The sequence below is a fragment of the Corallococcus sp. CA047B genome, from assembly GCF_003612065.1.
In the GTDB taxonomy this organism is placed as follows: domain Bacteria; phylum Myxococcota; class Myxococcia; order Myxococcales; family Myxococcaceae; genus Corallococcus; species Corallococcus praedator.
In genome coordinates this window covers 1-24,617 of sequence record NZ_RAWD01000130.1, presented here as the reverse complement: position 1 = coordinate 24,617, position 24,617 = coordinate 1, and the positions used below count along the sequence as shown (strand labels likewise).

Genomic DNA, 24,617 nt, shown 5'->3' with positions numbered 1-24,617 from the left:
CACCCCGCCCGACCGCGCCTCCGGCTCCCGCGGTCGTGGCCCCCGCACGTCCCTCCCTCCAGGCGTACCGGCTCCTGCCGGACGGGACGTCCTCCCCGTGGGGTCTGCTGCCGACAGGTGATGCCGCCCCCCAACCGCTTCCCGACGGAGACTGGTACGCCGAGCCCCTGGAGCCCGTGAGGACACCGGACCAAGCGCAGGCGCTGGCCGCCGTGCTGCGCGAATACCGCGTCCCCGGTCTCTCCTTCGGGGAGAAAGGCCTCCCCGCCCCGGCCCTGCTCGCGCTCCTCGTCGAGGGCACCTCCGTCGTATCGCTCCATCTCTCCGAGACCGCGTTCGGCGATGAGCACCTCGCCGCCCTGAGGAACGCGGCACGGTTGAAGGCCCTGCACCTCGACGGGACACGGGTCACCGATGCGGGGCTCGCCTCTCTCCAGGGAATGCCACACCTGGCCATCCTGCGGCTGGATGCCACCGCGGTGTCCGACCGGGGGCTGGTTCTCCTCGCCTCGCTGACGACGCTGCGCCGGCTCTCGCTCAGCGGCACGTCGGTGAGTCCGCAGGGGCTCGGCCTGCTCGCGGCACAGACGGAGCTGGAGTGGCTGGATCTCTCGGACACCACGGTCGATGACACGGTCCTTGCGTCCCTGCCCGGGGACCGCTTGCGCACGCTCGTCCTGAGCGGCACCCACGTCACGAATGCCGGCCTTGGCGCCCTGAAAAGAATGCCGGCCCTGAGCTGGCTGGGCCTGGCGCGGACGGCCGTCTCGGACCCAGGCCTGGCGCACATCGGGGGGCTGCCCATGCTGGAAGCGCTCCACCTGGGAAGCACCGGGGTGACGGATGCGGGGCTCGTCCACCTGGCGCGGTTGCCGGTGCTACGGGTGCTGGTGCTCAGCAAGACGCGCATCCGCGGCCCAGGGGTTCGTCACCTTGCCGGGCTCACACGGCTGGAGGTCCTCCATCTCGACGACACCCAGATCGGGAACGCGGCGCTGCGCCACCTGCAAGGCCTCCACCACCTGCGCGACCTGGAGCTGTCGCGCACGACCGTCACCGGGAGCGGCCTCCCAGCGCTGGCCGGCCATCAGGCGCTCGAGAACCTCGGGCTCTCGGGCCTCGCGCTGGCGGACGCGTCGCTCGCGTCGCTGGAGCCCCTGGGGCGGCTCTCCCGGCTCGACCTCAGTGCCACGCGCATCGGCCCCGATGCATTGAAGCAGCTCGGCTCGCGCATGGTCCTGCGGCACCTGGATCTGAGCCGGACCGAATTCAGCGACGGGTGGGTGGCCAACCTTTTGACCTTTTCCCGGCTCCAGTCGCTCCGCGCCATCCGCACGCTCCTCACGGACCTGGGGCTTGGCCAGCTCTCCGAGCTGCGGGAGCTGGAGTCACTCCAGGTCTCGGGGACCCCCATCAGCGGCTCGGGGCTGGTACCGCTCCAGAAGCTCCCCCACCTCGTCAAGCTCGACCTGGGAGGCACCTGGCTGAACGACAACGGGGTGCAGATGCTCGCGGGCTTCGAGAAGCTCTCCTGGTTGAGCCTCGCCGGCACCCGCGTCGGGGACGAGGCGCTCGTTCACCTCCCGGGCTCCCTGCTCACGCTGTACCTGCTGCGCACGAAGGTCACGGACGCCGGCATGCCCGCGCTCCACCGGCTTCCCCTCCTTCGTGAGCTCGACCTGCGCGAGACGGCTGTCTCCGAGGCTGTGCGGGCCACGCTGGTGCGTGAGCATGGCCTCCGGCTGATGTCCTCCCCCTGAGGTGGGTGCAGGCCGCTCAACGCGCGAACAGCGGCCGGAACACGGGGGAGGCGCGCAGCGCGGACACCATCTCGGCGATGCTGGCGGCCTCTCGCTCCGTCTCGTCCGCCCCATAGACCTCCTTCAGCCGGCCCATGACGCCCGCCTCGGAGCGCCCGTGCAGCAGCTCCCGGAAGATGATGAGCGCCGTCTCATCGAGGGGAATTCCGAGCGTATCGCCCGAACCCACCTCATCCGTGGGCTTCGACAGCTCCTCGACCCAGCGCATCACCTTCTCCCTCGGGTCCTCGTGCGGGTACCGCTGGCGCACCAGTCCCAGGAGCGACTCGGCACCATCGATATTGAGCAGCAGCGCGAGGAAGTACCGGTGCTCCTCCGTCTTGACCTGCGCGCGCCTGCTGACGAGCATCGACTGGCGTATCCGCTCCTGGAACACCGGGATGAGCTGCTCGGCGAGCGAGCCATGCCTGCGGATGGCCACCTCCCAGAACTCCTCGAGCGCCGTCTCCTCCTTGTAGATTTCCAGCAAGCGCTTGAAGAGGAGATAGCAGGTGTGGATGTCCGACCGTTCAATCAGCTCCGACAGCAGGCGCTTGCGGACCGCACGGGGGCTGTCTCGCAGGAACGTCAGTGATTGGAGGATCCTGTTGGTCTGGACGTCCTCGTAGGTCGAGTCGATGGCCAGAAAGGGCTTCTTGTAGGAGTACTGCACCCCCGCGTTGGGGGTATGCAGGGTCCTCACGACGCACGTCACGGAGGGACGATCCAGATGGAAGAGGGAATGGATGTAACGATTCCCCGGGAGGATCTGCTGGACGTCCCCCTCCTTCAGCTCGTTGAGGGACTCCAGCGAGAGATCGCCAAAGGCCATACGGCCGTTGACCCTGTGTCGCTCATTCCAGCGGTACTGCCCATGGATGCTTCCGCCCTTGACGACCTGAAAGGCCCCACTGAACCCGTGCTGGTGGATTTCGGTGGTGCCATCCAGCCAGTAATAGAGATCAATGACGATCCGGTGGTCGGAGAACACCGTGATGGGCGGCTGCCCGAAGTCGGACCGCGCGGTCAGTTGCCGAGGGAAGGCCCGGGTGCTGAACAACCATTCGATGGGCACCATGGGGTCGAAGCCCTTGTACGGAGCCATCTCCTGCAGGACACGCGCCGCAAGCTCGGGAAAGGCCTCCTCATCATGGTTGTACTTGACCCATCGATCCTGAATGAGCCTCCCCATCTCCTCGTAGACGCGCACAGGTGTCCTCCACTTGGAAGTACGAGCAATGACACCACTGTGCGATGAGAAAACAGACCCCGTCAAGGAAGCCTTTCAGGTTCCGCCTGGCCTTCAGGGCGGGCATGGCTGCCGCCAGCGTGGGTCAATCACAGCGCATCCCCACGACCCGGCGGGAACCCCGTAGCCGCGCACCCGGGCCGCAATCCTTCATGCGAACTGGAATTGCCTGAATTGCCAGCTATCATTTGATTTCCAGACAAGCGCGCTGTTAGAAAGGAATTGGCTCCGGCCAAAACCAGACACCACAGGACAAGACCATGACGAACAACGTGAAGCGCTTCCTGGCCGCCTCCCTGCTGTCCCTCATGCCCTCGGTCGCGCTCGCCGAGCACTACGACATCAGCGGCCTGCTCGCCCACCGCAGCGACTATGTCAGCCTCCGTCCGACGGAGACGATCCAGCTTCCGTCGGGGCGCCTGGAGGGAGCCGCGACGCTCGCGGGCACCACCGTCGACACCTTCTTCGTGGCCAACTGGACCGGCGTGAACACCTTCCCCGGCTACACCCTGACGGGCACGCCCAACATCCTGCCGCCCAACCCGCTGGCCCCCACCGCGCCGCCCAGCATCTCCGGCGTCTTCCAGATGGGCGTCGGGCAGCTGACGCCGGTGACCCAGACCTACTACTACACGACCAACGCGGCGGATCCGACCGGCGCCGCGAAGACGTGTCTGTGGCAGCTCAACGTCACCGTCAGCGGCACCGTCTGCTCGGGCACCCTCAACATGACCGCCTACGGCAATCAGGGCGTCCTCTGCAGCATCGACACGGCGCAGACCTTCGTCGACTCCACCACGTGCCAGGCGCAGGTCGTCACCATCATCCAGTAGCCTGAAGCAGGCGCGCGCCGCTGGCGGCCCTCTCGCGGGGGTCGCTGGCGGCGTCGCTCCTGTCGCCCCGCGCTACTGGCCGAGCAGCGCCTTCAGGAGCCGCCGCACCTCCTGCGGGCCCTCCGTGCGGTACGCCGCGCGCGTGTGCTTGTTGCCCGCGTGAATGGTGAGGCCGCCCTTGGGGATGGCCGCGAACAGGTCCTCGTCGGTGACGTCATCCCCCATGGCCAGCACTCGCACGTCCGGCGCTTCGTGCTTCAGCACCTCCGGCACGACGCGGCCCTTGTTGACGCCCCGGGGCCGCACCTCCACCACCCGGTCACCGGGGAGGATGTGCATGGGCTCCTGGGAGAACTGCTCGAAGAGCAGCAGGCGCAGCTCGCGCGCCTGGAGCGCGCCGAACTCCGCGTCCACCTTGCGGTAGTGCCACGCGAGCGACGCCGTCTTCTCCTCCACGAACGAGCCCGTCACCCGCCCGGCGAACGCGTCCAGCACGGGCTTCACCCGGGACTTCCACTCGAAGGACACGCCCGGCAGGGCCTGCCACGACTGTCCCCGCCGCATGCGCGACCACAGGCCGTGCTCCGCGTGCAGGCCCAGGGGCAGCTCGCCGAACCACGCCTCCAGCGTCTCCTTGGGGCGTCCGCTCACCAGGTGCACGGACAGGTCCGGCCGGGCGCACAGGTCCTTGAGCAGCTTCATCAGCTCCGCGTCCGGCGCGGCCTGCCCCGGCGTCGGCGCGAAGCCCACGAGCGTGCCGTCGTAGTCCAGGAACAGCACCTTGCGCCCGGGGCCCTTGAGCTTCTCCAGCGCCTGCATCCCGTCGGGCAGCGGCGGGCGCTCCTCCACGGACTTCAACCCCTGGAGGCGGCCCAGGAAGCTGTCCACCCACCAGTGCACGTCGCGCGCCTTCACGCCCGCGCGCAGGCAGCGCATGCGCTGCTGGCGTTCGGCCCTGGGCATCTCCAGCGCCTCTTCGATGGCGTCCGCCATGCCCTCCACGTCGTAGGGGTTGATGAGCAGCGCGTCGCGCATCTCCGACGCCGCGCCCGCGAACTCGCTCAGCACCAGCACGCCGTCCTCGTCCGGGCGGGCCGCGCAGAACTCCTTGGCGACCAGGTTCATGCCGTCGCGCACGGGCGTCACCAGCATCACGTCCGCGCCCCGGTAGAGGCTGACGAGCTGCTTTTCGTTGAGCGACCGGTAGAGGTAGTGCACCGGCGTGCTGTGCACGGTGCCGTACTGGCCGTTGATGCGGCCCACCAGCTCATCCACCGTCTCCCGGTATTCGGCGTACGCCTGCACCTGCGTGCGGCTGGGGACGGCGACCTGGATGAAGCGCAGCCGTCCGCGCAGGGCCGGCGAGCGCTCCAGCACGCGCTGCACCGCGAGCAGGCGCCGGGGAATGCCCTTGGTGTAGTCCAGCCGGTCGATGCCCAAGAGCAGCCGCTCGTCGTGGGCGCGCTCGTGCAGGACCTTCACCTCGTCCAGCACCGCGGGATCCTGCGCCAGCGTTTCGAACGAGGTGGCATCGATGCCCATGGGGAACGCGCCCACGCGCACCTCGCGCCCCTGGAAGAGGATGCGGTCGATGTCCGTGTCCAGCCCCAGTTGCCGGAGCAGCATGCCGGAGAAGTGCCGCACGTAGCTCACCGCGTGGAAGCCGATGAGGTCCGCGCCCAGCAGGCCCTTCAACAGCTCCGTGCGCCGGGGCAGCGTGCTGAAGATCTCCGACGACGGAAACGGGATGTGGTGGAAGTAGCCGATGCGCGCGTGCGGCAGGCGCTCGCGCAGCATGCCCGGCACCAGCATCAACTGGTAGTCGTGCACCCAGATGGTGTCGCCCGGCTGGTAGTGCTTCGCGGCCAGGTCGGCGAAGCGCTCGTTCGCCTTGCGGTACGCATCCCAGTCCCGGTCCTGCCGGGGGATGCGGTCCAGCATGTAGTGGCACAGCGGCCAGAGGACGCGGTTGGAATAGCCCTCGTAGAAACGGCTGACCTCGCTGGCGGACAGGTACAGCGGCACGCAGTTGAGCTCCGCCAACTGCGCCTCCACCTTCGTGCGCTGGGCGTCCGTCAGCCGGGAGACATCTCCGGGCCAGCCAATCCAGGGGCCTCCGGAGCGCTCGTGCGGACGGCTCAGGCCGGTGGCGAGCCCCCCGGGGCTGCGCCCCACGGAGACGCTGTCCTTCTCCACCTTGACGGTGACGGGGAGACGGTTCGAGACGAGCAGGAGTCGGGCCATGGCCCTTATGCTCTATTCACCCACGTCTGGAATGGCTACCGCCCGGGGTGCCTGGCTGACGGTTGCCGGACCCTGGCTGCCCCGCCCCCAGCCCAACCTGTTCAGCAGCGCGGGTTCCCGGCCGGCCTTCCACACGAACGCGTCGAGCACATAGTGCGTGGCCTGGGGCAGCGCCAGCAGCGGCACCACCAGCGCCATCAGGTCCGACTCCAGCGCCAGGTTGTTGTCGCCGAAGAGCACCGGGCGGTCGTGCCACACCAGCACGTCCCAGAGCCCCTCCTCCAGCAGCGCCAGCACGCCCAGGAACAGCAGGAAGCCGGGCAGCCCCGCGCGCAACAGGACGCCCATCCCGCCGAAGCCCCCTTCCGCGTGACGGCCGCGCGCATAGCGGTACAGCAGCGCGAAGTACGGCACGCCGTGCAGCACCACGTTCATCACCGTGAAGGCGAAGTCGTCCTGCGCCAGCACGATGCCGCCGAACCACACGGCCCACGTCGCCACCACCAGCAACACCTTGCCCGCCTGCACCCCTTCGCCCCGCGCGACGCGCAGGCCCTGGTCCACGGCCCACGTGCCCAGCACCGCCGCGTGCGCGCCCAGCGCCACCGTGCCCGCCCACGTCGGCAGGCCCGCGAGGAAGTCGTTCTCCACGAACCACCAGAAGGCCCGCGGCAGGTTCGCGTGCCACCAGATGACGGGGCCCAGCGTCGCGGCGTAGACGGCCGCCGCATCCAGGCGCCGCTCGAAGGTGGAGGCGCGCCCCTTGCGGTCGTAGAGCGCCACCCAGCCGTACTGCTGGCGGATGAAGTGGAACAGCGCCACGTAGGCGAACACGCGCCAGAACGCGCCCGGGGACGCGGTGTACGCGAGCACGCCCACCGCGTACGCGGCGAGCGGCACGCCCACGTAGAGCCCCGGACGGCGCCCCACCTCCTCGCCGTCCAGATAGGTGCGAAACAGCGTGGACCAGACGTGCGCCACGTCCACGCCCACCACGAACAACAGCCACGCCCACGCCGGCGTGTCCCCCACCGCGCCCAGCCACGGCGCGGCCAGCACGAACGCGATGGACGCGAGCGCACTGCCGGCGAACACGGAGAGGTCCACGGACGGGCCGAACAGCCAGGCCTGCGTGGGCGCGAGGAGACGGGGCATCGGGCCGGGAGGATAGCAACCTCCGCCCCCTGACGAAGACACGCCCGACGCGCGTTCGTTTCACCGGCGGGCCCAGGCCCGGCTGAATCACGGACGCGCGGGAGCCTTCCCGTCCGCGTCCCACCTGGACAGGGGCCTCACACCAGGCCCTGGCGCACCAGGGACTCCGCGCTGGCGATCAACGCCTCCGTCGCGGGGCGCGCCCGCCAGCCCAGCATCCGTTCGGCCTTCGCGGTGCTGAAGGTCCGCCGCAGGCCCAGGTTGGGCGTGAGCTGACGGAGCTCCGCGTCGAACAGCGCACCGATGCGCACCAGGAAGTCCGGCGCCGTCCGCGTCGACACCCTGGAGGCCCGCTCGCCCAGGTGTTCGCGCAGCACGCGGGCCATGTCCGTCAGCCACAGGAAGCCGCTGCTTCCCGCGAAGCGCTCGCCCCCGGCGCCGGGCGCGATCATCGCCTTCAGGTGGAGGTCCGCCAGGTCCCGGACGTCCACGACGGTGAAGCCCAGCCGGGGCAGGCGCGACAGCTCCCCCCGCAGCATCCGCGCCACCACCTCCAGCGAGCCGGAGACGTCCCGGCCCAGCATCGGTCCCTGGATGAAGGAAGGCAGCACGGTGGCCAGCGTCATGGCGCCAGCGTGGCCCTGTCGCATGAAGGCCCAGGCGTCCTGCTCCGCCAGGGTCTTCGCCTGCGTGTAGTGGGTCGCGTCCCGGGAGCCCAGGTCGGTCCAGACGGTCTCATCCGTCGCGGGCGCATCCTCCGCGGGGTTCGCCGGCGGCAACGCGGCCTGGAGCGAGGACGTCATCACCACCCGCTCCACGCCCGCCTTCGCGCCCGCCTTCAATACCCGCAGCGTGCCCTCGCGCGCCGGGCGGATGAGGTCCTGCGCCTTGTACTCACCCACGCCCATGGGGGAGGCGACGTGAAGGATGTACCGCGCGCCGTCCGCCGCCCGCTCCCAGCCCTCGTCCGCCAGCAGGTTCGCGGCGAAGAAGGAGAGCCGGTCCCCCGCGTCCACCTGCGTGGCGACATCAGCCCGGATCTCCGCCTCCCGCCCCAGGCTCCGCACCGTCGTCCGGACCCGGTAGCCCTGCTTCAACAGGGCGACGACCGTCCAACCCCCCAGGTACCCGGACCCTCCCGTCACCAGCACCACGTCGTTCTTCGGCGCCTCACCCATGACTTGACCCACCTCGTCCTACCCCTTGGAGAGCAGGTTTCAAAAGGAGAGTGGGTATATGTTGGGAACCGCTGCGCACTTCAAGAAGGCACCTGGATGAAACTCGGTAACCTCGACCTCCCCTCCGACGTCTGCCGCTCGGTCGGAAACGTCCTTGGCCGCGTCGGTGACAAGTGGTCGGTGCTGGTCATCGTCCTGCTGGCGGACGGCAGCCTGCGCTTCAGCGAGCTGCGCCGGACCATCGGCACGGTGTCCCAGAAGATGCTGACGGCCACGCTGCGCGGGCTGGAGCGCGACGGCTATCTCACGCGCACCGTGACGCCCACCATCCCTCCCCGGGTGGACTACGCGCTCACGGAGATGGGCCGCGACGTGCTGACGCCGCTCAACGCCCTGGCCCACTGGGCGCTCGCGCGCCGCGAACAGGTGGAGGCGGCGCGCAGGGCCTACGACGCGAAGGCCGCCGCGGCTTCGGCTCAGGACGACGCATTGGCGGAGGAAGAGCCCGCCTAGATTTCCCCGCGCATGCCGAACACCGACAACTTCGCCTGGAAGTGCAGGCGAGCAGCCTCCGGGTTCGCGGCGGGTGTCTCAAGAACAGGGGTGACACATCGCCCCTCATGCGGGTTTCCACGCGGGTCCGCACCCCACCCTGCGTTCTGTCTGATCAGAAAATGCGACCCTGAGCGTCCTGTGTGAACAGTTGCCGTGGAATCTTCCGCTGCACGGCATGGCCAGAGGGCAACGTGTCTAACGCGACTACCTTGTGCGTGAGACAAACTTGCAAGGATTTCCATGTTGGGCGTTATCATGGACAACGACACACAGGCAGTGCTGACCGTGGAGGGTGTCATGTCCGGAAAGACGATGATGGATGTCCTGGTGCACACCGCGGATCTGGAGTGGAAGCCGCTGGGTCCCGGAACCTCCTACCGCCTGCTGCGCGTGAGCGCGGAGACGGGCGTGTGGAGCGCCATCCTCAAGATGGAGAAGGGCGCGGTGTTCGCGCCGCACCGTCACCTGGGACCGGCCGAAATCTTCATCCTCTCCGGCTCGACGCAGGACCGCATGGGCATCACCCGTCCGGGCGACTACGAGTTCGAGCCGCTGGGCGCGGAGCACCCCGCCACCACCGCGCTGGAGGAGTCGCAGGTCCACTTCACCGCGCACGGCCCCATCGCCTTCTACAACGACAAGGGCGGCATCGGGATGCTGCTGGACTCCGAGTTCTTCCTGAACGAGCAGCAGCAGGAGCCGCAGTTCAGCGTCAAGAAGGCAGCCTGACGCACCCTGCCTGACACACGGTGTCTCTGTTTCAGTCCGGCCGGTGTCTGCCTTTGGACACCGGCCTGTCCCCGGGTCGCTCAGCTCGCTTCGAGCAGGCGCAGGAAGGCCCGGGCCGCGTCGGCGTCGCTGATGCGCCCGAGCCCCTCGCCCACCTGGAGCTCCGTGGACACGACGCCGGGCACGCGCGTCTGTCCGAAGCCCCCCGCCACCCAGACCTTGTCCTCGCGCGCGATGCGGTCGCGCTGGCGGCTGTACGCTCCGGGCGTGCCGCGCAGGAACACGTGGAACATGTTCGTCTGCACGGGCTGCGGCAGCACGGTGACGCGCGGGTCCGCCGCCAGCAGCGTGGTGACGGCCTTCGCGCGCTGCACGTAGCCGGGGATGGCGGCCAGCGCCGGGTCCAGGCGCATGGCGGCGGAGGCCACGTAGGGCGCCAGCTGGTACAGGTTGCCGCCGTGCCGGTGGCGCCACACGCGCGACTCGCGGATGAAGTCGCGGTTGCCCACCAGCATCGCGCCGCCAATGCCGCCCACCATCTTGTAGAAGGACACGTAGACGGAGTCGAAGCCCTTGCAGATGTCCGCGTAGGAGCGGCCGTAGAAGGGCTGGCTCTCCCACAGCCGCGCGCCGTCCATGTGCAGCTTCACCTTGCGCTCGCGGCAGGTGCGCTTGAGCGCGGCGAGCTGCTCCCACGTCGGAAGCTGTCCGCCCAGCCACCGCACCGGCAGCTCCAGGCTGACGGTGCCAATCGCCTCCTTCGCCTGGGCCACGTCCTCCGCCTGCAACGGCCGCGTCCACGGACCCAGGTACACGGCGCGCAGCTGGTGCAGCACCGCGTAGCTGTCGTCCTCGTGCATCACGTGGTGCGACGACGGGTGCACGCCCACGGTCCGCACGCCGCTTGAGTCCGCGTAGATGCGCAGCGCGATGAGCTGGCCCATGGTGCCGGTGGGCATGAAGCACGCGTCCTCGAAGCCGAGCAGGTCCGCGATGCGCTTCTCGAACGCCTGCACGAAGTCGCCGTTGCCGTACACGTCGCTGGAGAGCTTCTGGCGCTGCATCCATTCGCCGATGCGCACGTACTCCGCGCCGTCATCCGCCGTGGAGCCCGCCGTCAGCGACGCGGTGCAGCCGCGCCGAAGCTGTTCGAACTCCGCCTGCGAGGGCTGCGCGGGGACCGCCACCCCGCCAGCCGGAGCCCGGGCCGGGGCCGCGCTCCCCGCCGCGCGCACCGGGGCCACGCCGCCATCCGGGGCTGCGTCGCCCCGCGACGGGAACAGCGTGGAGCCCGCGAGCAGGCTGCTGAGTGCGAGGAACTCCGACCGGCTGAAGCGCTTGTCCTGCATGGGGTCCATCCCTCCCGAAACGGCGGTCACAACCAACTGGCGGTGCTCCGCCCCATTCCCGCCAGGGCCCGCTCCGCGGCGCGCACCCCGAACCAGTTGGCCTCCTCGAACAGGGCCATGCCTCCCAGGTCCGTGTGCGCGAAGTGCAGGTGCCGGCCCAGGCTCTCCCCGGCGGCCTCGCGCGCCTTGCCCCAGAGGAAGCCCGGCGCGGGGCGGATCATCGCGTGCCCCCAGCGCTGCACCTCCAGCCGCTGCGTGAGCGCGCCCACGCCCGGATGCGCTGGCAGCAGGTCCGCCATCACCAGCGCCTCCCAGTCCGCGTACGTGGCGGAGAGGGCCTTGTCGCGCTCCGCCTTCACGTCCGCGCCGGCCATGGGCAGGTACCACGTGAGCACCGTGGGCCCGCGCTCGTCCTGGCGCAGCGACTGGTGCGTGGCCACCACGTAGCCCAGGCTCTGGCTCTCATAGAGGACGTTGTCCCAGGCCAGCGGGAAGCCGCGCGACGCGGGCGGCCCCGACAGCGTCAGGTTCGCCACCACCCACGGGCTGTACACGAAGGCGTCCATCCACGCGGGCCGGGCCTCGCGCCACGGCGCCACCACGTGCGCGGCGACGAAGCGGGGACACGCCAGCACCACCTGCCGGGCCTGGAAGGCGCGGGGCGCTCCGGTGCGCGCATCCAGCGCATGCACGCGGCAGCCCCCCTCCCCCGGCTCCACCGTGTGCACCAGCACGTTCGGCTCCACCTGGCGCGGCCCCAGCGACGACGACAACTGCCGCACCAGCCGGCCATTGCCCTCCGGCCAGGACAGGAAGCCGTCGCTGCGCTCGCCCTGGCCGTTCTGCCGCGCGGCGAAGTACCAGATGCCCGCCCAGGCGGAGACGTGCTCGGAGGTGGTGCCGTAGTCGTCGCGGCACGCGTAGTCCACGAACCACTTGAGCCGGGGCGAATGGAAGCCCTCCGTCTCCAGCCACCGCGCCATGCTCAGCGCATCCAGCGCCGTCCACTCCGCGTCGTCGCTGGAGAGCGCCACGGGCACCGCGAAGGCCTTGCGCCCCTTCGCATCGCGCGCGGCGGCGAAGGCGTTCATCCGCGCATCGAAGCGCTCCAGCTCCTCCAGGTCCTTCCCGCTCGCGCCCGCGCGCAGGTACAGCCCCTCGTACCAGTGGCCCCGGTAGAAGAGCCGCTCGTCGGGCTCCTGGATGAGCAGCTCCTCCGCGAACGACGGATGGCCCTCCGCGTCCACGCCGGTGACGGCGTCCATCTCTCGCAGCAGCCGCATCACCGGCCCCCGGTCCTCCAGGGGCGACGGCAGGTAGTGCGCGCCCCACGGGTACGCGGACACGGCGTTCCTTCCCGAGCGCGACGTGCCGCCAGCCTCCGCCTCCAGCTCCACGACGCGCACGTCCTTCACGCCCGCGCCGGCCAGACGCCACGCGGCGGACAGCCCCGCCGCGCCCGCGCCGACAATCAGCACGTCCACCGACTCGAAGGCCTCCGCGCGGGGCAGCGGACCGCCGCGCAGCTTGTGGCCGGTGTCCACCGCGCGGTCCACGATGGCGCCCGGCACCGGCGGGCGCGGCGCCTGCTGGCGCTGACACGCGCTCGCCACGGAGGCCCCCAGGAACGCGGCCACCAGCTCCCGCCGCGTCAGTTCCACCGACGCCATTCCTCTTCGTAGTAGTGCACCAGCACCTGGTTGTTCAGCCGGTTCACCTCCGCCGGCAGGGGCGCCATGTCCGGAGGAAAGCGCGACATGCCCTCCAGCGTGTCTTCATCCAGGAACGACAGCCCCTCCGGCAGCGGGCGGTGCCGGCCGGGCGGCTCCAGCGCCACCATCACGTAGCCCCACTCCCCGAAGGACGGCACCAGCGAGTGGTACGGCTGCGTCCAGAAGCCCGCGGCCTTCAGCGTCGTCTCCACGCACCAGAACGAGCGCCGCGCGAACAGGGGGCTGGTGCTCTGGATGACCGCCACCCCGCCCGGCGACAGGCGCTTCTTCAGGATTTTGTAGAAGCCCGTCGTGTACAGCTTCCCCAGCGCGAAGTTGTTGGGGTCCGGGAAGTCCACCACCACCACGTCGTAGGTGCCGGTGCCCTCGGTGAGGAACTGCATCGCGTCCGTGTTGATGACGCGCATCTTCGGGTGCGTGAGCGAATGCCCGTTGAGCTCCGCCAGTTCCTTGTAGCCCGTGGCGAGCTGCGTGATGGCGGGGTCCAGGTCCACCAGCGTGACGGACTTCACCTCCGGGTAGCGCAGCACCTCGCGCGCCGCGAGCCCGTCCCCGCCGCCCAGAATCAGCACGTGTTCCAGCTTCCGGGCCCGTCCCATGGCCGGGTGCACCAGGGGCTCGTGGTAGCGGTACTCGTCGATGCTGGCGAACTGGAGGTTGCCGTTGAGGAACAGCGAGAAGCCCCGCTTGCCGCGCGTGACGATGATGCGCTGATACGGGGAGCTGGTCGCGTGCACCACGTCGTCCGCGTAGAGCTGGTCCTCGTAGAAGGTGGTGAGCCGGTCCCCCATCGCGAAGCACACGAGCAGCCCCATGCACAGGAGCACCGCCTTGATGCGCAGGCGCACGGGGTTGGCCAGCACCGGAGCGAGCAGCCACGTGCTCCACAGGCCCACGGCCGCGTTCAACAGGCCGAAGAGCAGCGACGTGCGCACCAGCCCCAGCTTGGGCACGAGCAGCAGCGGGAAGGCCACGCTGGCGGCCAGCGCGCCCAGGTAGTCGAACGTCAGCACCTGGCTGACCAGGTCCTTGAACTTGAGCTGGTCCTGCAGGATGCGCAGGAGCAGCGGAATCTCCAGCCCCACCAGCGTGCCTATGGCCAGCACGCTGCCGTAGAGGATGACGGGGAAGATGCTGGTGAGCGTGAAGGAGAGGAACAGCATCGGCGCGCACAGGCCGCCGACGAGCGCCACGGCCAGCTCGATTTCGACGAAGCGTTGGGCCACCCCGCGCTCCACGAAGCGCGACAGGTAGCTGCCGATGCCCATGGCGAACAGGTAGCCGCCGATGACGGTGGAGAACTGGGTGATGCTGTCCCCCAGCAGGTAGCTGGCGAGCGTCCCGACGATGAGCTCGTAGATGAGCCCACACGTCGCGATGACGAGGACGGTGAGAAACAGCAGCGTCTTGTTCAAAGCGTCACGTCGTTCAGCCGCCGATGGCCGCCGCGATGATGATGGCCAGGCCCAGGATGAAGGAGCCGATGACGATGCCCAGCGCCGTGTTCTGGTCGACCTCGATCTCCTTGTGCACGTCGTACGGGAGGATGAGGCGGATGACGTAGAAGCCGGCCACGAACACCACCAGACCGATGAGCGAATAGATGACGCTCGCCAGCACTCCCTGCAGGGTGACCACCACTCCGAGCAGCAGCATCACTTGCCTCCCATGAATCCACCGGTCCACAGCAGCACGCCGCCGGGGCCGCGCCGCACATCGCCTGTCACCTTCCCGCGCTCCTCGTTGCTGAAAGGAGCCCAGCCCGTATAGGTCGCCCACGCATAGGCCAGCAGCACGAACCCACCCAGGAACCTCATCGTCCACCTCCACCGTGCTCCCCTTGAAGGGAGCCCTACTGCAGGTTGCTTTCCTTCCAGCGCTCGGTCTCGAAGCCGTGGGCGCTGATGAACGACAGCCCCGGCCCCAAGAGCAGCAGCACCAGCGCGATGCCGAACCAGCTCTCGTTCGGCGTGTCGTGCGTCAGCTGCACCCGGTAGCCCACGCCTTGCAGGTTCGACTTGAACTTCATCGCCGGGTCGAACGACGTGGTGGTGCGCAGCACGTACGTCCCCTTGGGCACCGTGGACAGGAACACGCTGCCGTGGTTGCCGCCCTCGCTCCAGGAGCCGTCGCTGTCGCGCCCGTGGTAGTAGCTGATCTCCTCGTAGAAGCTCACCACTTCCTGCGTGTCCTGGTTCACCAGGTCGCCCTGAACGCCCACCCACGAGTTGTCGAGCGTGGTGGACATGGCCACCTCCGCCCGGATGTTGCCATCGCGGGTGAGCTCGAACGGTTCGCTGAAGTGCATGGCGCCAGGCGTGCCCGACACCGCATCCGGGGCCACCCGCACCTGGAGGTCCAGCACCTGCGCGTTCAGCGCCCGCGCGTGGAGCAAGGCCGACAGCGCGAACAGGCCCAGCAGCCAGACGCCCGTCCACTTCAACGTCCTCCACAGCGCCTGGCGGCGCGTGTTGGGCTGGCTGGGCGCGATGCCCCGGGGACGGGGCAGCGGATCCTTCAACTTGAACGCGTCCCGCACCTGCTCCGGCGTCAGGTACTCGCCGTGGGTGTAGGAGACCTCGTTGTCGGTGGCGTCCTCGTTCACGGAGTATGGCGGCGCGACGTACTCGGTCGCCTGGGCCGTCTCGCCCCGGGTCACCTTCCAGTAGAACTCGCCCACCACCGCGTCGGTGACGGCCTGGACGGACTGGAAGGCCTTGTAGCGCCGGCCTTCGTAGTGCGCGGAGACATGCGGGACGACCTCCGCGTCACCGGCCGCCAGCGGCTTGAGGAACACCCAGTGGCCGTTGGACTCCATCAGCCACGTGAAGCCGCGCGCCGGGTGGTAGAGCAGGTACTCCAGCCACGGGTAGCGCGTGCCCTCCACCGTGCACGAGCGCTCCTGGTAGCCGATGCAGATCCACTCCGCCCCGTCGAGCGTGCCCTTCGCGCCCAGGGGGATGTCCGCGGGAAGCTCCGGCTTCTGGAGCAGCTTGAGGAACGACAGCTTGCCCTGGCTCGCGTCCATCAGCGCGCCGCAGTACGGGCACGCCACGCGCAGCGTCTGGTCCGGCGCGCGCAGCTCCAGCGGACCGTTGCAGTTGGTGCAGCGCGCCTGCTGCAGCTGCGCCTTGCGCACGCGCGGTCGCAGGTCCCCGGCCGGGATGCCCAGCTGCGACAGCTCCAGCTTCTGGCCCAGGAACACCTCCGGGTCGCGGTCGCGCGAGCCGAAGTCCAGCGACACGAACAGGCCCCGGGGGCCCGTGGCGTCCACGTACCAGGAGTCCTGGGAGGGATCGACGTCGCTGGGGAGCTGGCCCTCCGCGGCGGTGACGTGCCCGTGGCCCCGCTCCTCCACCACCAGGGGACGGTTGCGCAGCCGCAGGCGCTCGCCCGGGTGGAGGGAGTCCAGTTGCAGGCCCTCCTCCACGCCGCCATCGAAGAGCAGGTGGAAGGCGCCCTCGGACTCGCTGAGCCAGCCCGTGCGGCCGTCGGACATCTCCACGTACCACTCGTCCCAGGGGCCGGCGCCGTGGTCCTTCTGGAGGTGGCCCACGAGCTGGTACGAGGTGCCGTTGATGCGCCCCTCCAGGCCCAGGCGCAGCGGGGAGTCGGTCTCCACGACGCGGGCCACCTGGCCGTGCGCCTCCAGCTCCGCGCCAGCGCGCGCCACCACGGTCTGACAGTGGCCGCACACCACCACCTGCGCCGACCCGGCGGTGAACTCCACGCTCGCCCCACACGACGGACACGCCCCCTGCGTCACGCCTCCACCCCTCTCGACAACTCACGCACGCGGCACGACGTGGCCCCCAGGTGGCGGGCCACCAGCGCGTCGAAGTCCGGACGCGCGCGGGTGCGGCAGCAATAGACGTTGAGCGCGGCGAAGCCGTGCTCCGGAAAGGTATGGACGGTCAGGTGGCTTTCGGCCAGCAGCGCCAGGCCGGTGATGCCCCCGGGCTCCGGGAAGACGTGCCACTGGGGCTGGCCCACGACCTTCAGGTCCAGGACGACGACAAGCTCCTCGAAGAGGGCCGCCAACGCGGGCGCGTCCTTGAGCCGCTCCGGCGCGCAGCCGCTCGCGTCAACCAGCCATTCCTGTCCGGTTGTCACAGGGGAAACCTCCGGGGATGGACGCACTCTTTAGCACGCCGTGGCCATGTCGAAAGCCGCTAGGATGCGCCCGCCATGCGCACCCCATTCCTGACCGTTGGTTTCCTCTGCCTCGCCCTGACCGCGTGCTCCAAGGACAAGGAGTCCGAAGGCGGCAAGGCATCCCCGACCCCCTCCAACTCCGCGGCGGCCACCCGCACGGTGAGCCTGCAGACGGACGCGGCCTCCGCGAAGGGCTTCCAGAAGAAGGCGCTGGAGGGCCAGGACCTCTGGGCCACCCTGGAGACGAACCAGGGCACCATCGTCCTGAAGCTCTTCTCCAAGGACGCGCCCAAGACGGTGTCCAACTTCGTGGGGCTCGCGACCGGCGAGCAGCCGTGGATCAGCCCCAAGACGCGCGAGCGCGTGGAGGGCAAGCCGCTGTACGACGGCGCCATCTTCCACCGCGTCATCCCGGGCTTCATGATCCAGGGCGGCGACCCCACGGGCACCGGCCGGGGCGACCCGGGCTACCGCTTCGACGACGAGTTCAAGAGCATGCGCGGCTTCGACAAGCCGGGCATCCTGGCCATGGCCAACGCGGGCCCGGGCACCAACGGCAGCCAGTTCTTCATCACCACCAGCACGCCGTCGAACCTGAACGGCCGGCACACCATCTTCGGTGAGGTGGTGAAGGGCTACGAGGTGGTGGAGAAGATTGGCAACGTGCCGCGCAACCGCCAGGACCGGCCCGACGCGGACGTGGTCATCCAGCACATCACCATCAGCGACGCGCAGCCGTGAGCGTCCGTCCGCGCGCGGTGCGCACGAAGCTGGGCGAGCTGAACTGCGTCGTGGTGGACGCGCTCCCGGAGGGCGCGAAGCCGGACCTGGTCGTTGTGCTCAGCCACGGCTTCGGCGCCTCCGGCACGGACCTGGTGAGCCTGGCGCCGGAGCTGGTGACCGCCGCGCCCAGGCTGGCGGAGGCCGCGCGCTTCGTGTTCCCGGAGGCGCCGCTGTCGCTGGAGAACCTGGGCATGCCGCAGGGGAGAGCGTGGTTCGCGCTGCCGGAGTCGGTGTTGATGGGGCAGCAGCGGGACTGGGAGCAGTTCGCCCGCGAGGTGCCCCCGGGGATGCCCGCCGCGCGCCGTGCGCTGATGAGCACGGTGGCGGCGCTCCAGCAGCCCTTTGGCCGCATCGTGCTGGGCGGCTTCAGCCAGGGCGCGATGGTGTCCACGGACGTGGCGCTGCGGCTGGAGGAGTCCCCCGCCGGCCTGTGCCTGCTGTCCGGCGCGGTGGTCGCGCAAGAGGAGTGGAAGCCCAAGGCCCGCGCGCGGTCGGCCCTGCCGGTGTTCCAGGGGCATGGCCGGCAGGATGCGGTACTGCCCTTCCAGGAAGGCGAGCGCCTGCGCGACCTGCTGACCCAGGCGGGGATGCCGGTGGAGTTCCTACCTTTCGACGGCGGGCACACGCTCACCACCGAGGAGCTGGAGCAGCTGGCCGCGTTCCTCGTGAAGCGGCTGGACGGACGCTGACCCGCTGGACGGAGGACGCGTGTATCAGGCGAAGGAGCTGACGGTGTCCACGCGGGGCCGGGGCCTCGTGGACATCACCGACGAGGTGCAGCGGGCGGTGAAGGGCACGGGCGTCCGCGACGGCCTGTGCACGCTGTTCCTTCACCACACGAGCGCGTCGCTCATCATCAGCGAGAACGCGGACCCCGTCGTCCAGCGCGACCTGGAGGCGTTCTTCTCCCGGCTGGTGAAGGACGGCGACCCGTTGTTCCAGCACGACGCGGAAGGGCCGGACGACATGCCCGCGCACGTGCGCTCGGTGCTGACGCAGGTGACCTTGAGCATCCCGGTGAAGGACGGCGAGGCAAACCTGGGCACGTGGCAGGCCGTCTACGTCTGGGAGCACCGCACGTCGCCGCACCACCGCCGCGTCACCGTGTCCGTGCTGGGCGGTTGAGCCGCGGGCTCACAGGTCGCTGACGGTGGCGACCACGGGCGCGCCGCCTCGGCGCTTCTTCGGCTGGACGCGGGCCTGTCCCCGGATGCGCACCCAGGTGCCCGGGTCGTCCGGCATCGCGTGGGCCATGGACCAACCGGTGGGCACGTCGGGGGTGGTCCACCCGTAGAGGACGCGCGCGTCCTTCGGGGCCAGGTTGATGCAGCCGTGGCTCACCGGCTCACCGAAACGGTCGTGCCAGTAGGCGGTGTGCAGCGCGAAGTCGCCTTCGAAGAACATGGTCCACGGCACGGTGGCGACGCGATAGCTGGCGTTGCCCATGCTGCCCGTCATGTCGGCTTCGGCGAACTTCACCCAGATGCGGAACAGGCCCTCGGGGGTGTCGGTGCCGGGGCTGCCGGAGGAGATGAGCGTGGCGTAGACGGGACGGTCGCCCTCGTAGGCGATGAGCACCTGGGACTCCAGGTCCACGTCCAGCCACCGCGCGCCGGGCTCCACGATGGACGGGGACGCCAGCGACCACGCGACGTGCAGATCATCGCGAGCCACCCAGTGGTCCTCCGCGATGCGCACCCACTGGCCATCCGGGGACAGTTCGCGCACGGACACGAGCGTGCGGGGAGGGAGCACCGTCTCACGGTCGGCGTGGGAGTCCGGGGCCACGCGCACCACCACGTCCGAGCGGGGAGCGCCGCGGGACTGGGCCCAAGCGAAGGGCATGGGCAGCGACGCGAGCGCTTCCGCGTCCAGGCCGCTGAAGTCGGAGGGACGGTGTTCGCGCAGCACGCGCGCTTCGAAGTACTGGCCGTCCGACGTGCGCCAGAAGGTGCGCCGGCCCACCTTGACCTGTCCCTGGAGCTTCACGGTCACGGAGCCCTTGAGCAGCACGCCCTGCTTGCGCCTGCGGGCGAGCGCGAGGCTGGGATAGGCGCGCACGCGGCGGCCCACGACGCGAGCGTAGATGCCGGGCGTGAGCGCGCCCTCTTCCACGCGCGGCAGCGTGCGCACGCGGGGCTCGCGGAAGTTCTGTTCCAGGTAGCGCTCGCACACCCAGCCTCGGGGCTGAAGGTGCACCCACGTCTCGCAGTCGGGCCCGCGCATCGCGCCCTCCTGCCAGGTCACGCGCATGTCCTGGGCGACGGTGCCCAGGGGCGGAGAGTCCTGCCGGGGCTCCGAGCGCACCGCGATGGAACGGCGCACGCGCAGCGAGCCCGCATCCGGCGCGTAGGGAATGGCGTAGGGCTCCATGCCCGCGTCGAGGACCGCGAGGGGTTCGTCCGGAACGGGGGCATCGTCGGAGTCCGGATCCAGGGCAGGCGGCGTTCCGTTCGTCCCTGAGCCTACGTCCGCGACGGGTGTGCTCCCCGGCAAGGGTTCCACGGCGACGGGGGGAACAGGCTCCTGGGCGAAGTCATCGGCATCGAGCAACGGTTCGCCATCGGGTCCCAGTTCCAGCACGGGGACCTCGGACTCGGTGATGAGCTGCGTTTCCTCCTCGCCCGGCAAGGCCTCGGAGTTCGAACCACGGGACGGGGTCTGCGAGAGCGAAGGCTCCAGCGACAGCGCGCCACTCGCGCCACCGTCCTCCGAAAGCTCCGAGGGTTCGATCAGCGCCGAGGCCGTGGCATGCGCCACGCCGCCATCCTCGGACGGCTCCGGCGTGGTGGCCTGCCACGCGGAGCGCAGCGCCTCAGCGGACTGCGCCGGTCGAGGTTCGGCATCGGGCGACGAGGCCACGGACGCCAGCTCCGTCACGGCACGCGCACTGCCCGCATCCGCTGGAGAGAGAGAAGCGGGCGGCTCCACCGGAGCGCACGCGAAGAGAATCAGGGGGAGTCCGAGGGGGAACCAGCGGCGCATACAGGCCGCTACGGTACGGGTCCCCGCCGACATCCTCAACGTCGGCCCAGGTGCGATCTCCTGCGCGCGAAACCGCGTGGGTGGGCAGGGCGTGCGCTCGCAGCGGCCATTGCCACGACCGGTGGAAAGCGCGCCCCGCCGTCCTCGGACGACGCGTGGATCAGCTCCGTCCCTCGGCGGGAGGAATGCCCTCCGGCGCTTCGGGCGTCTCCAGCAACTTGTAGAGCGTCTTGCGGTCCACGGCCAACAGCCGCGCCGCCTCGCTCTTGTTGCCACCCACGTGCTGGAGCACGTGCGCCGCGTACCGCCGCGACAGCTCCGCGAGGCTCGGCAAGTCGCCCGCGAGGCCGGTGAGCCGCTTGGGCGCGTCACCGATGGGCTCCGGGAAGTCCGGCGGCCCCAGCACGCCCGTGACATTCAGCGCGAGCGCCCGCGCCATCACGTTCTCCAACTGCCGCACATTGCCCGGCCAGTCGTACACCGTGAGCCGCGCCATCGCGTCCGCCGTCACCACCGGCCGCACCCCTCCCCGCGCGTGCAGCGCCGCGAAGTGCTCCACCAGCGCCGGGATGTCCTCGCGCCGCTCGCGCAGCGGCGGCAGGTGCAGGTGCACCACGTCCAGCCGGTACAGGAGGTCCTCGCGGAACAACCCATCCGTCACCCGGACCTTCAAATCCTTGTTCGTCGCCGCCAGCACCCGCACGTCCACCTTCACCGGGACGCTCTCGCCCACGCGACGGATCTCCCCCTCCTGGAGCACGCGCAAGAGCTGCGACTGGACCTTCATCCCCACGTCGCCAATCTCATCCAGGAAGAGCGTGCCGCCGTTGGCCTCCTCGAACAGGCCGCGCCGCGCGCCCGACGCGCCCGTGAAGCTGCCCTTCGCATGGCCGAACAGCTCGCTCTCCATCAGCGATTCGGTGATGGCGCCACAGTCGATGGGGATGAACGGCCCGCTGGAGCGCGCCGAGCGCTTGTGCAGCGCCCGCGCCACCATCTCCTTGCCCGTGCCCGTCTCACCGGTAATCAGCACCGGCACGTTGCTGGTCGCAGCTCTCGCCACCTGCTTGTAGACCTCCAGCAACGCCTGGCTGCGGCCCACCAGCGACGTGCGCTCCACCTGCTTGCGCAGCGTGCGGTTCTCCTCCACCAGCCGCTTCTGCTCCAACGCCCGCTTCGCCACCCGCATGATGGCGTCCACGTCGAAGGGCTTGGACAGGTAGTCGAAGGCGCCCTGCTGGATGCTGTCCAGCGCGCCCTCGATGTTGCCGAACGCCGTCACCACGATGACCGGCGTGTCCGGCAGGTTCGAGCGCACCGTCTGGAGCACCTTGAGCCCGTCGCCGGGGTCCGGCATCGCCATGTCCGTGAGGACCAGGTCGAAGGCCTGCTCGCCCATCCGCTCCGCCGCGCCCTTCGGGTCCGCCGCCTGCACCACCGGGCCCAGCACGCCCAGCAGGCGCTGCAACAGGTCCCGCGCATGCGGGTCATCATCCACGACGAGGATTCGGGCTGAGCTCATGAGGCCTTGCGGATGGAGGTGGGGTCCCGTTGGGCGCCGGACTCCACCACAAGCGGCGCCGCCGTGCGCGCTGCTCGTGCGAACCGGACGTGGATCCGCGTGCCCTTGCCTTCTTCTGAATGCACCGTGAGCGTGCCTCCGTGCGCCTCCACCACGCGCCGGGTGGTGGCCAGTCCCAGGCCATGCCCCGGAATGCCGCGCACCTCCGCGGCCCGGAAGAACGGCTGGAACAGCGACGCTTGCGTCGCCGCGCTCATCCCCAGCCCGTTGTCCGTCACCTCCACCACCGCGTCCGTCCCTTCCGTCGCCACCCGCACCTTCACGCGCGGATCCGGCCGCCCCGCCGTGTACTTCACCGCGTTGGACAAGAGGTTGCGCGCCACCACCTGGAGCAGCTGCGCGGGACAGTCCACCAGCACGCCCGGCTCCAGCTCGCGCTCCAACGCCACGCCCAGCGCCGACGCCGTCTGGCTCACCTCCAACAGCAGCGTGCTCACCGCCGTGTCCAGTTCGCCCTTCGTGCCATCGCCCCGGTTGCCCGCGCGGCAGAAGCGCAGCAGCGCTTCAATCAATTCGCCCATGCGCACCGCGCTGGATTCGCACTGGGAGATCATCTCCAGCGCGCCCGGGTCCTTCACCGCGCCCGAGCGCCGGATGAGCGTCAGGTAGCCCTTGAGCGGGGACAGCGGCCCCATCAGGTCATGCGCCACGCGGCTGGTGAAGGCATCCAGCTCCTGGTTGTGCCGCCCCAGCTCCTCGAACTGCCCCTGGATGGTCGCGTCCTGGCGCTTGAGCAGTCGGATGATGTGCCAGCCCACCAGCGTCGACAGGAGGATGGCCAGCAGCGTGGTGCCCGCGCCCAGCGCCGTGTTGCGCACCCGGAGCGTCCCCAACCGGCCCACGAGCACGCGCGCATCGTCCGCGTTCTCCGTGGCGAGCTGCCCCGCGAGCGTGTCCACCTCCGCCGCCAGCGGACGGATGCTCTCCACCAGGTGGCGCCGGGCGCGCTCCGCCTCGCGCTGCCGGGAGAACACCGCCGCCGCGCGCACCTGATCCGCCAGGCCCTGGCACGCGCCGTTGAAGCGCAGCCAGACCTCCTTCTCCCCGGGCGGCAGGTGGCGCATGTACGCCTCGGAGGCCCGGCGGATGCTGCCCAGGATGTCCTCCATCACCGCGTCGGCTTCCTTGCGCTCGGCGTCGCCCGTGGAGCGCACGTGCGCCTCGATGGCGGACTCCAGCGACATCACGTCCACGCGGATGCGCCCGATGAGGCTCGCGCGCTCCAGCGCCTCCAGCACCAGCGCGTCCACCTGATGGCCGGTGCGCACCTCCGTCCAGAGCATGAAGCCCGTGACGGCCGACAACAGCATCACCACGAAGAAGAAACCCGCGCGGTAGCCACGGATGGGGGTCCGCGAGTTCATCGCCACGCCCACGCTCCTTGAAGACTCTGATGAAGAAGGCGCCCCGGACAACGACGGGGCTGCTCCGGAAACGTCACGGCACCGGCCGGGTGGCCTCGGTGGCCGTCTCGCCCGGCAGGGGCGGCTGGGTGCGGCGCCGCGCGCGCTCCAGCGCGGATTCGTACCACACGTCCGACAACTCCTCGTGCAGCGCCGCCAGCTCGCGCTGCCGCGCCAGCAACTGCGCGTTGTGCTCTTCCAGCGCGTGGCGCTCCGTCTCCAGCCGCGCCAGCTCATCCACCGCCGTCGAACGGCCCTGCTCGGCCTCCGCTCGCGCCTGCTCCGCCTCCGCCCGCTCCTGCGCCAGCTCCTCCAACGCGGACTCCAGCGCCGCCAGCTTCGTCGCCAGCACCTCGGTGCGCTCGCGCTCGGACTGGTACTCGCGCTGCCAGCGCTCCGTCTCCAGCACCTGGGCCTGCAGGCGCTCGGGCGGGATGGTCGCGGCGCATCCCAGGCCCAGCCACGCCGTGCTCCATGCGACCAGCAGGTACCGCATACGCCATCTCTCCCGACCCCTGGCCGCGCGACATGCGTGACGAGGACCGCCGGGCAACATGCTCATACAGGGTCCCGGCGCCTGACGCTCGGGAAGGCAGAGCGCGTCACAGCTTGCAGAAGAGCGTTGGTGCCGTCAAAGCACCGGCAGCCTGCCTGGGGAGCTTGCACCCATTGTTGCAATCGCAACTGAGGAGATTCTCCCCATGGCGGATCCGCTCCCACCCCGGGAAACCCGCGAAGTTGCTCAAAACAGGGACTGGCACGGCGGGTGCTCTTGGGTCAGCGCACAACAACCGATGCAATCCCGCGTCGGCGTGTCGTTCCCCGGAGCCATCCATGAAGACCGTCATCGTCGCCGCCCTGTTCGCCGCCTCCACCGCGTTCGCC

22 protein-coding genes are annotated in these 24,617 nt (G+C 70.0%); 7 read left to right on the top strand and 15 right to left on the bottom strand.

Annotated elements, in window-relative coordinates; all coding sequences use genetic code 11:
- Positions 1 to 1,760: hypothetical protein (locus D7X74_RS20740; RefSeq protein ID WP_120534719.1), on the top strand; the 1,760-nt coding region annotated here is incomplete at its 5' end.
- Positions 1,761 to 1,776: 16 nt separating this feature from the next.
- Here the strand turns inward: D7X74_RS20740 and D7X74_RS20735 are convergent.
- Positions 1,777 to 2,904 carry a hypothetical protein gene (locus tag D7X74_RS20735; RefSeq protein ID WP_147444247.1) on the bottom strand — a complete coding sequence of 376 codons (1,128 nt, stop codon included), beginning with the start codon at positions 2,902 to 2,904 and terminating at the stop codon, positions 1,777 to 1,779.
- A 404-nt stretch (positions 2,905 to 3,308) separates the two neighbouring features.
- Here D7X74_RS20735 and D7X74_RS20730 point away from each other — a divergent pair, with 404 nt between their 5' ends.
- The gene (locus D7X74_RS20730) at positions 3,309 to 3,881 is read left to right on the top strand and encodes a hypothetical protein (protein ID WP_120534715.1); all 573 of its coding nucleotides are present in this window, start codon (positions 3,309 to 3,311) and stop codon (positions 3,879 to 3,881) included.
- Between the two features lie 72 nt (positions 3,882 to 3,953).
- Here D7X74_RS20730 and D7X74_RS20725 read toward each other — a convergent pair whose 3' ends face one another.
- From D7X74_RS20725 to D7X74_RS20715, 3 genes are all read right to left on the bottom strand, one after another.
- A complete protein-coding gene (locus D7X74_RS20725; RefSeq protein WP_120534714.1) occupies positions 3,954 to 6,125 on the bottom strand; it encodes a bifunctional alpha,alpha-trehalose-phosphate synthase (UDP-forming)/trehalose-phosphatase in 2,172 nt (723 codons plus the stop codon).
- A gap of 12 nt (positions 6,126 to 6,137) precedes the next feature.
- Complete coding sequence (locus D7X74_RS20720; RefSeq protein WP_120534713.1) at positions 6,138 to 7,280, bottom strand: hypothetical protein; 1,143 nt, start codon at positions 7,278 to 7,280, stop codon at positions 6,138 to 6,140.
- A gap of 137 nt (positions 7,281 to 7,417) precedes the next feature.
- Complete coding sequence (locus D7X74_RS20715; RefSeq protein ID WP_120534712.1) at positions 7,418 to 8,458, bottom strand: NAD-dependent epimerase/dehydratase family protein; 1,041 nt, start codon at positions 8,456 to 8,458, stop codon at positions 7,418 to 7,420.
- Positions 8,459 to 8,554: 96 nt separating this feature from the next.
- Here D7X74_RS20715 and D7X74_RS20710 point away from each other — a divergent pair, with 96 nt between their 5' ends.
- Together D7X74_RS20710 and D7X74_RS20705 are read left to right on the top strand one after the other, a co-directional pair.
- Positions 8,555 to 8,971, top strand: coding sequence for a helix-turn-helix domain-containing protein (locus D7X74_RS20710; RefSeq protein ID WP_120534711.1), 417 nt, complete (start codon positions 8,555 to 8,557; stop codon positions 8,969 to 8,971).
- Between the two features lie 339 nt (positions 8,972 to 9,310).
- Positions 9,311 to 9,742: a cupin domain-containing protein gene (locus tag D7X74_RS20705; protein WP_158622267.1), complete on the top strand. Its 432-nt coding sequence runs from the start codon at positions 9,311 to 9,313 to the stop codon at positions 9,740 to 9,742.
- Between the two features lie 80 nt (positions 9,743 to 9,822).
- Here the strand turns inward: D7X74_RS20705 and D7X74_RS20700 are convergent, their stop codons facing one another.
- The 7 genes from D7X74_RS20700 to speD are packed head-to-tail and all read right to left on the bottom strand — an operon-like array spanning position 9,823 to position 16,937.
- Entirely contained in the window at positions 9,823 to 11,091 is a 1,269-nt protein-coding gene (locus tag D7X74_RS20700; protein WP_120534718.1) for a low specificity L-threonine aldolase, read from the bottom strand.
- A 26-nt stretch (positions 11,092 to 11,117) separates the two neighbouring features.
- Complete coding sequence (locus D7X74_RS20695; protein ID WP_120534709.1) at positions 11,118 to 12,761, bottom strand: FAD-dependent oxidoreductase; 1,644 nt, start codon at positions 12,759 to 12,761, stop codon at positions 11,118 to 11,120.
- Positions 12,743 to 14,239, bottom strand: coding sequence for a polyamine aminopropyltransferase (locus tag D7X74_RS20690; protein WP_120534708.1), 1,497 nt, complete (start codon positions 14,237 to 14,239; stop codon positions 12,743 to 12,745). Before D7X74_RS20690 ends, D7X74_RS20695 begins: the two co-directional genes overlap by 19 nt.
- A gap of 13 nt (positions 14,240 to 14,252) precedes the next feature.
- Positions 14,253 to 14,480, bottom strand: coding sequence for a DUF350 domain-containing protein (locus tag D7X74_RS20685; RefSeq protein WP_120534707.1), 228 nt, complete (start codon positions 14,478 to 14,480; stop codon positions 14,253 to 14,255).
- A complete protein-coding gene (locus D7X74_RS43680; protein ID WP_199741862.1) occupies positions 14,480 to 14,641 on the bottom strand; it encodes a hypothetical protein in 162 nt (53 codons plus the stop codon). Before D7X74_RS43680 ends, D7X74_RS20685 begins: the two co-directional genes overlap by 1 nt.
- Before the next feature lie 35 nt (positions 14,642 to 14,676).
- Complete coding sequence (locus D7X74_RS20680) at positions 14,677 to 16,590, bottom strand: DUF4178 domain-containing protein (RefSeq protein WP_120534706.1); 1,914 nt, start codon at positions 16,588 to 16,590, stop codon at positions 14,677 to 14,679.
- Positions 16,587 to 16,937, bottom strand: coding sequence for an adenosylmethionine decarboxylase (speD, locus tag D7X74_RS20675; protein ID WP_120534705.1), 351 nt, complete (start codon positions 16,935 to 16,937; stop codon positions 16,587 to 16,589). Before speD ends, D7X74_RS20680 begins: the two co-directional genes overlap by 4 nt.
- Before the next feature lie 75 nt (positions 16,938 to 17,012).
- Between speD and D7X74_RS20670 the strand changes: the two genes are divergently transcribed.
- From D7X74_RS20670 to D7X74_RS20660, 3 genes are read left to right on the top strand one after another with little or no spacing between them, the layout of a single operon-like run.
- Positions 17,013 to 17,720 carry a peptidylprolyl isomerase gene (locus D7X74_RS20670; RefSeq protein ID WP_233602180.1) on the top strand — a complete coding sequence of 236 codons (708 nt, stop codon included), beginning with the start codon at positions 17,013 to 17,015 and terminating at the stop codon, positions 17,718 to 17,720.
- Positions 17,717 to 18,451, top strand: a complete 735-nt coding sequence (locus tag D7X74_RS20665) for an alpha/beta hydrolase (RefSeq protein ID WP_120534704.1) — start codon at positions 17,717 to 17,719, stop codon at positions 18,449 to 18,451. Before D7X74_RS20670 ends, D7X74_RS20665 begins: the two co-directional genes overlap by 4 nt.
- Positions 18,452 to 18,470: 19 nt before the next feature.
- Entirely contained in the window at positions 18,471 to 18,887 is a 417-nt protein-coding gene (locus D7X74_RS20660; protein WP_120534703.1) for a secondary thiamine-phosphate synthase enzyme YjbQ, read from the top strand.
- A gap of 9 nt (positions 18,888 to 18,896) precedes the next feature.
- On the opposite strand, the gene D7X74_RS20655 is transcribed toward D7X74_RS20660, so the two are convergent.
- The 4 genes from D7X74_RS20655 to D7X74_RS20640 form a co-directional block, all read right to left on the bottom strand.
- Positions 18,897 to 20,624: a L,D-transpeptidase family protein gene (locus D7X74_RS20655; RefSeq protein WP_233602179.1), complete on the bottom strand. Its 1,728-nt coding sequence runs from the start codon at positions 20,622 to 20,624 to the stop codon at positions 18,897 to 18,899.
- A gap of 283 nt (positions 20,625 to 20,907) precedes the next feature.
- The gene (locus D7X74_RS20650; RefSeq protein WP_120534701.1) at positions 20,908 to 22,269 is read right to left on the bottom strand and encodes a sigma-54 dependent transcriptional regulator; all 1,362 of its coding nucleotides are present in this window, start codon (positions 22,267 to 22,269) and stop codon (positions 20,908 to 20,910) included.
- A complete protein-coding gene (locus D7X74_RS20645; protein ID WP_120534700.1) occupies positions 22,266 to 23,693 on the bottom strand; it encodes a HAMP domain-containing sensor histidine kinase in 1,428 nt (475 codons plus the stop codon). Before D7X74_RS20645 ends, D7X74_RS20650 begins: the two co-directional genes overlap by 4 nt.
- A 73-nt stretch (positions 23,694 to 23,766) precedes the next feature.
- Complete coding sequence (locus tag D7X74_RS20640) at positions 23,767 to 24,228, bottom strand: hypothetical protein (protein ID WP_120534699.1); 462 nt, start codon at positions 24,226 to 24,228, stop codon at positions 23,767 to 23,769.
- Positions 24,229 to 24,617 lie beyond the last annotated feature (389 nt).

What these genes read in the sequence shown, in the direction of transcription:
- D7X74_RS20700 (WP_120534718.1), bottom strand. Translation starts at nt 11,091, where the DNA reads ATGCAGGACAAGCGCTTCAGCCGGTCGGAGTTCCTCGCACTCAGCAGC.
- D7X74_RS20695 (WP_120534709.1), bottom strand. Translation starts at nt 12,761, where the DNA reads ATGGCGTCGGTGGAACTGACGCGGCGGGAGCTGGTGGCCGCGTTCCTG.
- D7X74_RS20715 (WP_120534712.1), bottom strand. Translation starts at nt 8,458, where the DNA reads ATGGGTGAGGCGCCGAAGAACGACGTGGTGCTGGTGACGGGAGGGTCC.
- D7X74_RS20725 (WP_120534714.1), bottom strand. Translation starts at nt 6,125, where the DNA reads ATGGCCCGACTCCTGCTCGTCTCGAACCGTCTCCCCGTCACCGTCAAG.
- D7X74_RS43680 (WP_199741862.1), bottom strand. Translation starts at nt 14,641, where the DNA reads ATGAGGTTCCTGGGTGGGTTCGTGCTGCTGGCCTATGCGTGGGCGACC.
- D7X74_RS20670 (WP_233602180.1), top strand. Translation starts at nt 17,013, where the DNA reads ATGCGCACCCCATTCCTGACCGTTGGTTTCCTCTGCCTCGCCCTGACC.
- D7X74_RS20735 (WP_147444247.1), bottom strand. Translation starts at nt 2,904, where the DNA reads ATGGCTCCGTACAAGGGCTTCGACCCCATGGTGCCCATCGAATGGTTG.
- D7X74_RS20685 (WP_120534707.1), bottom strand. Translation starts at nt 14,480, where the DNA reads ATGCTGCTGCTCGGAGTGGTGGTCACCCTGCAGGGAGTGCTGGCGAGC.
- D7X74_RS20640 (WP_120534699.1), bottom strand. Translation starts at nt 24,228, where the DNA reads ATGCGGTACCTGCTGGTCGCATGGAGCACGGCGTGGCTGGGCCTGGGA.
- D7X74_RS20650 (WP_120534701.1), bottom strand. Translation starts at nt 22,269, where the DNA reads ATGAGCTCAGCCCGAATCCTCGTCGTGGATGATGACCCGCATGCGCGG.
- D7X74_RS20705 (WP_158622267.1), top strand. Translation starts at nt 9,311, where the DNA reads ATGTCCGGAAAGACGATGATGGATGTCCTGGTGCACACCGCGGATCTG.
- D7X74_RS20710 (WP_120534711.1), top strand. Translation starts at nt 8,555, where the DNA reads ATGAAACTCGGTAACCTCGACCTCCCCTCCGACGTCTGCCGCTCGGTC.
- D7X74_RS20645 (WP_120534700.1), bottom strand. Translation starts at nt 23,693, where the DNA reads ATGAACTCGCGGACCCCCATCCGTGGCTACCGCGCGGGTTTCTTCTTC.
- D7X74_RS20730 (WP_120534715.1), top strand. Translation starts at nt 3,309, where the DNA reads ATGACGAACAACGTGAAGCGCTTCCTGGCCGCCTCCCTGCTGTCCCTC.
- D7X74_RS20720 (WP_120534713.1), bottom strand. Translation starts at nt 7,280, where the DNA reads ATGCCCCGTCTCCTCGCGCCCACGCAGGCCTGGCTGTTCGGCCCGTCC.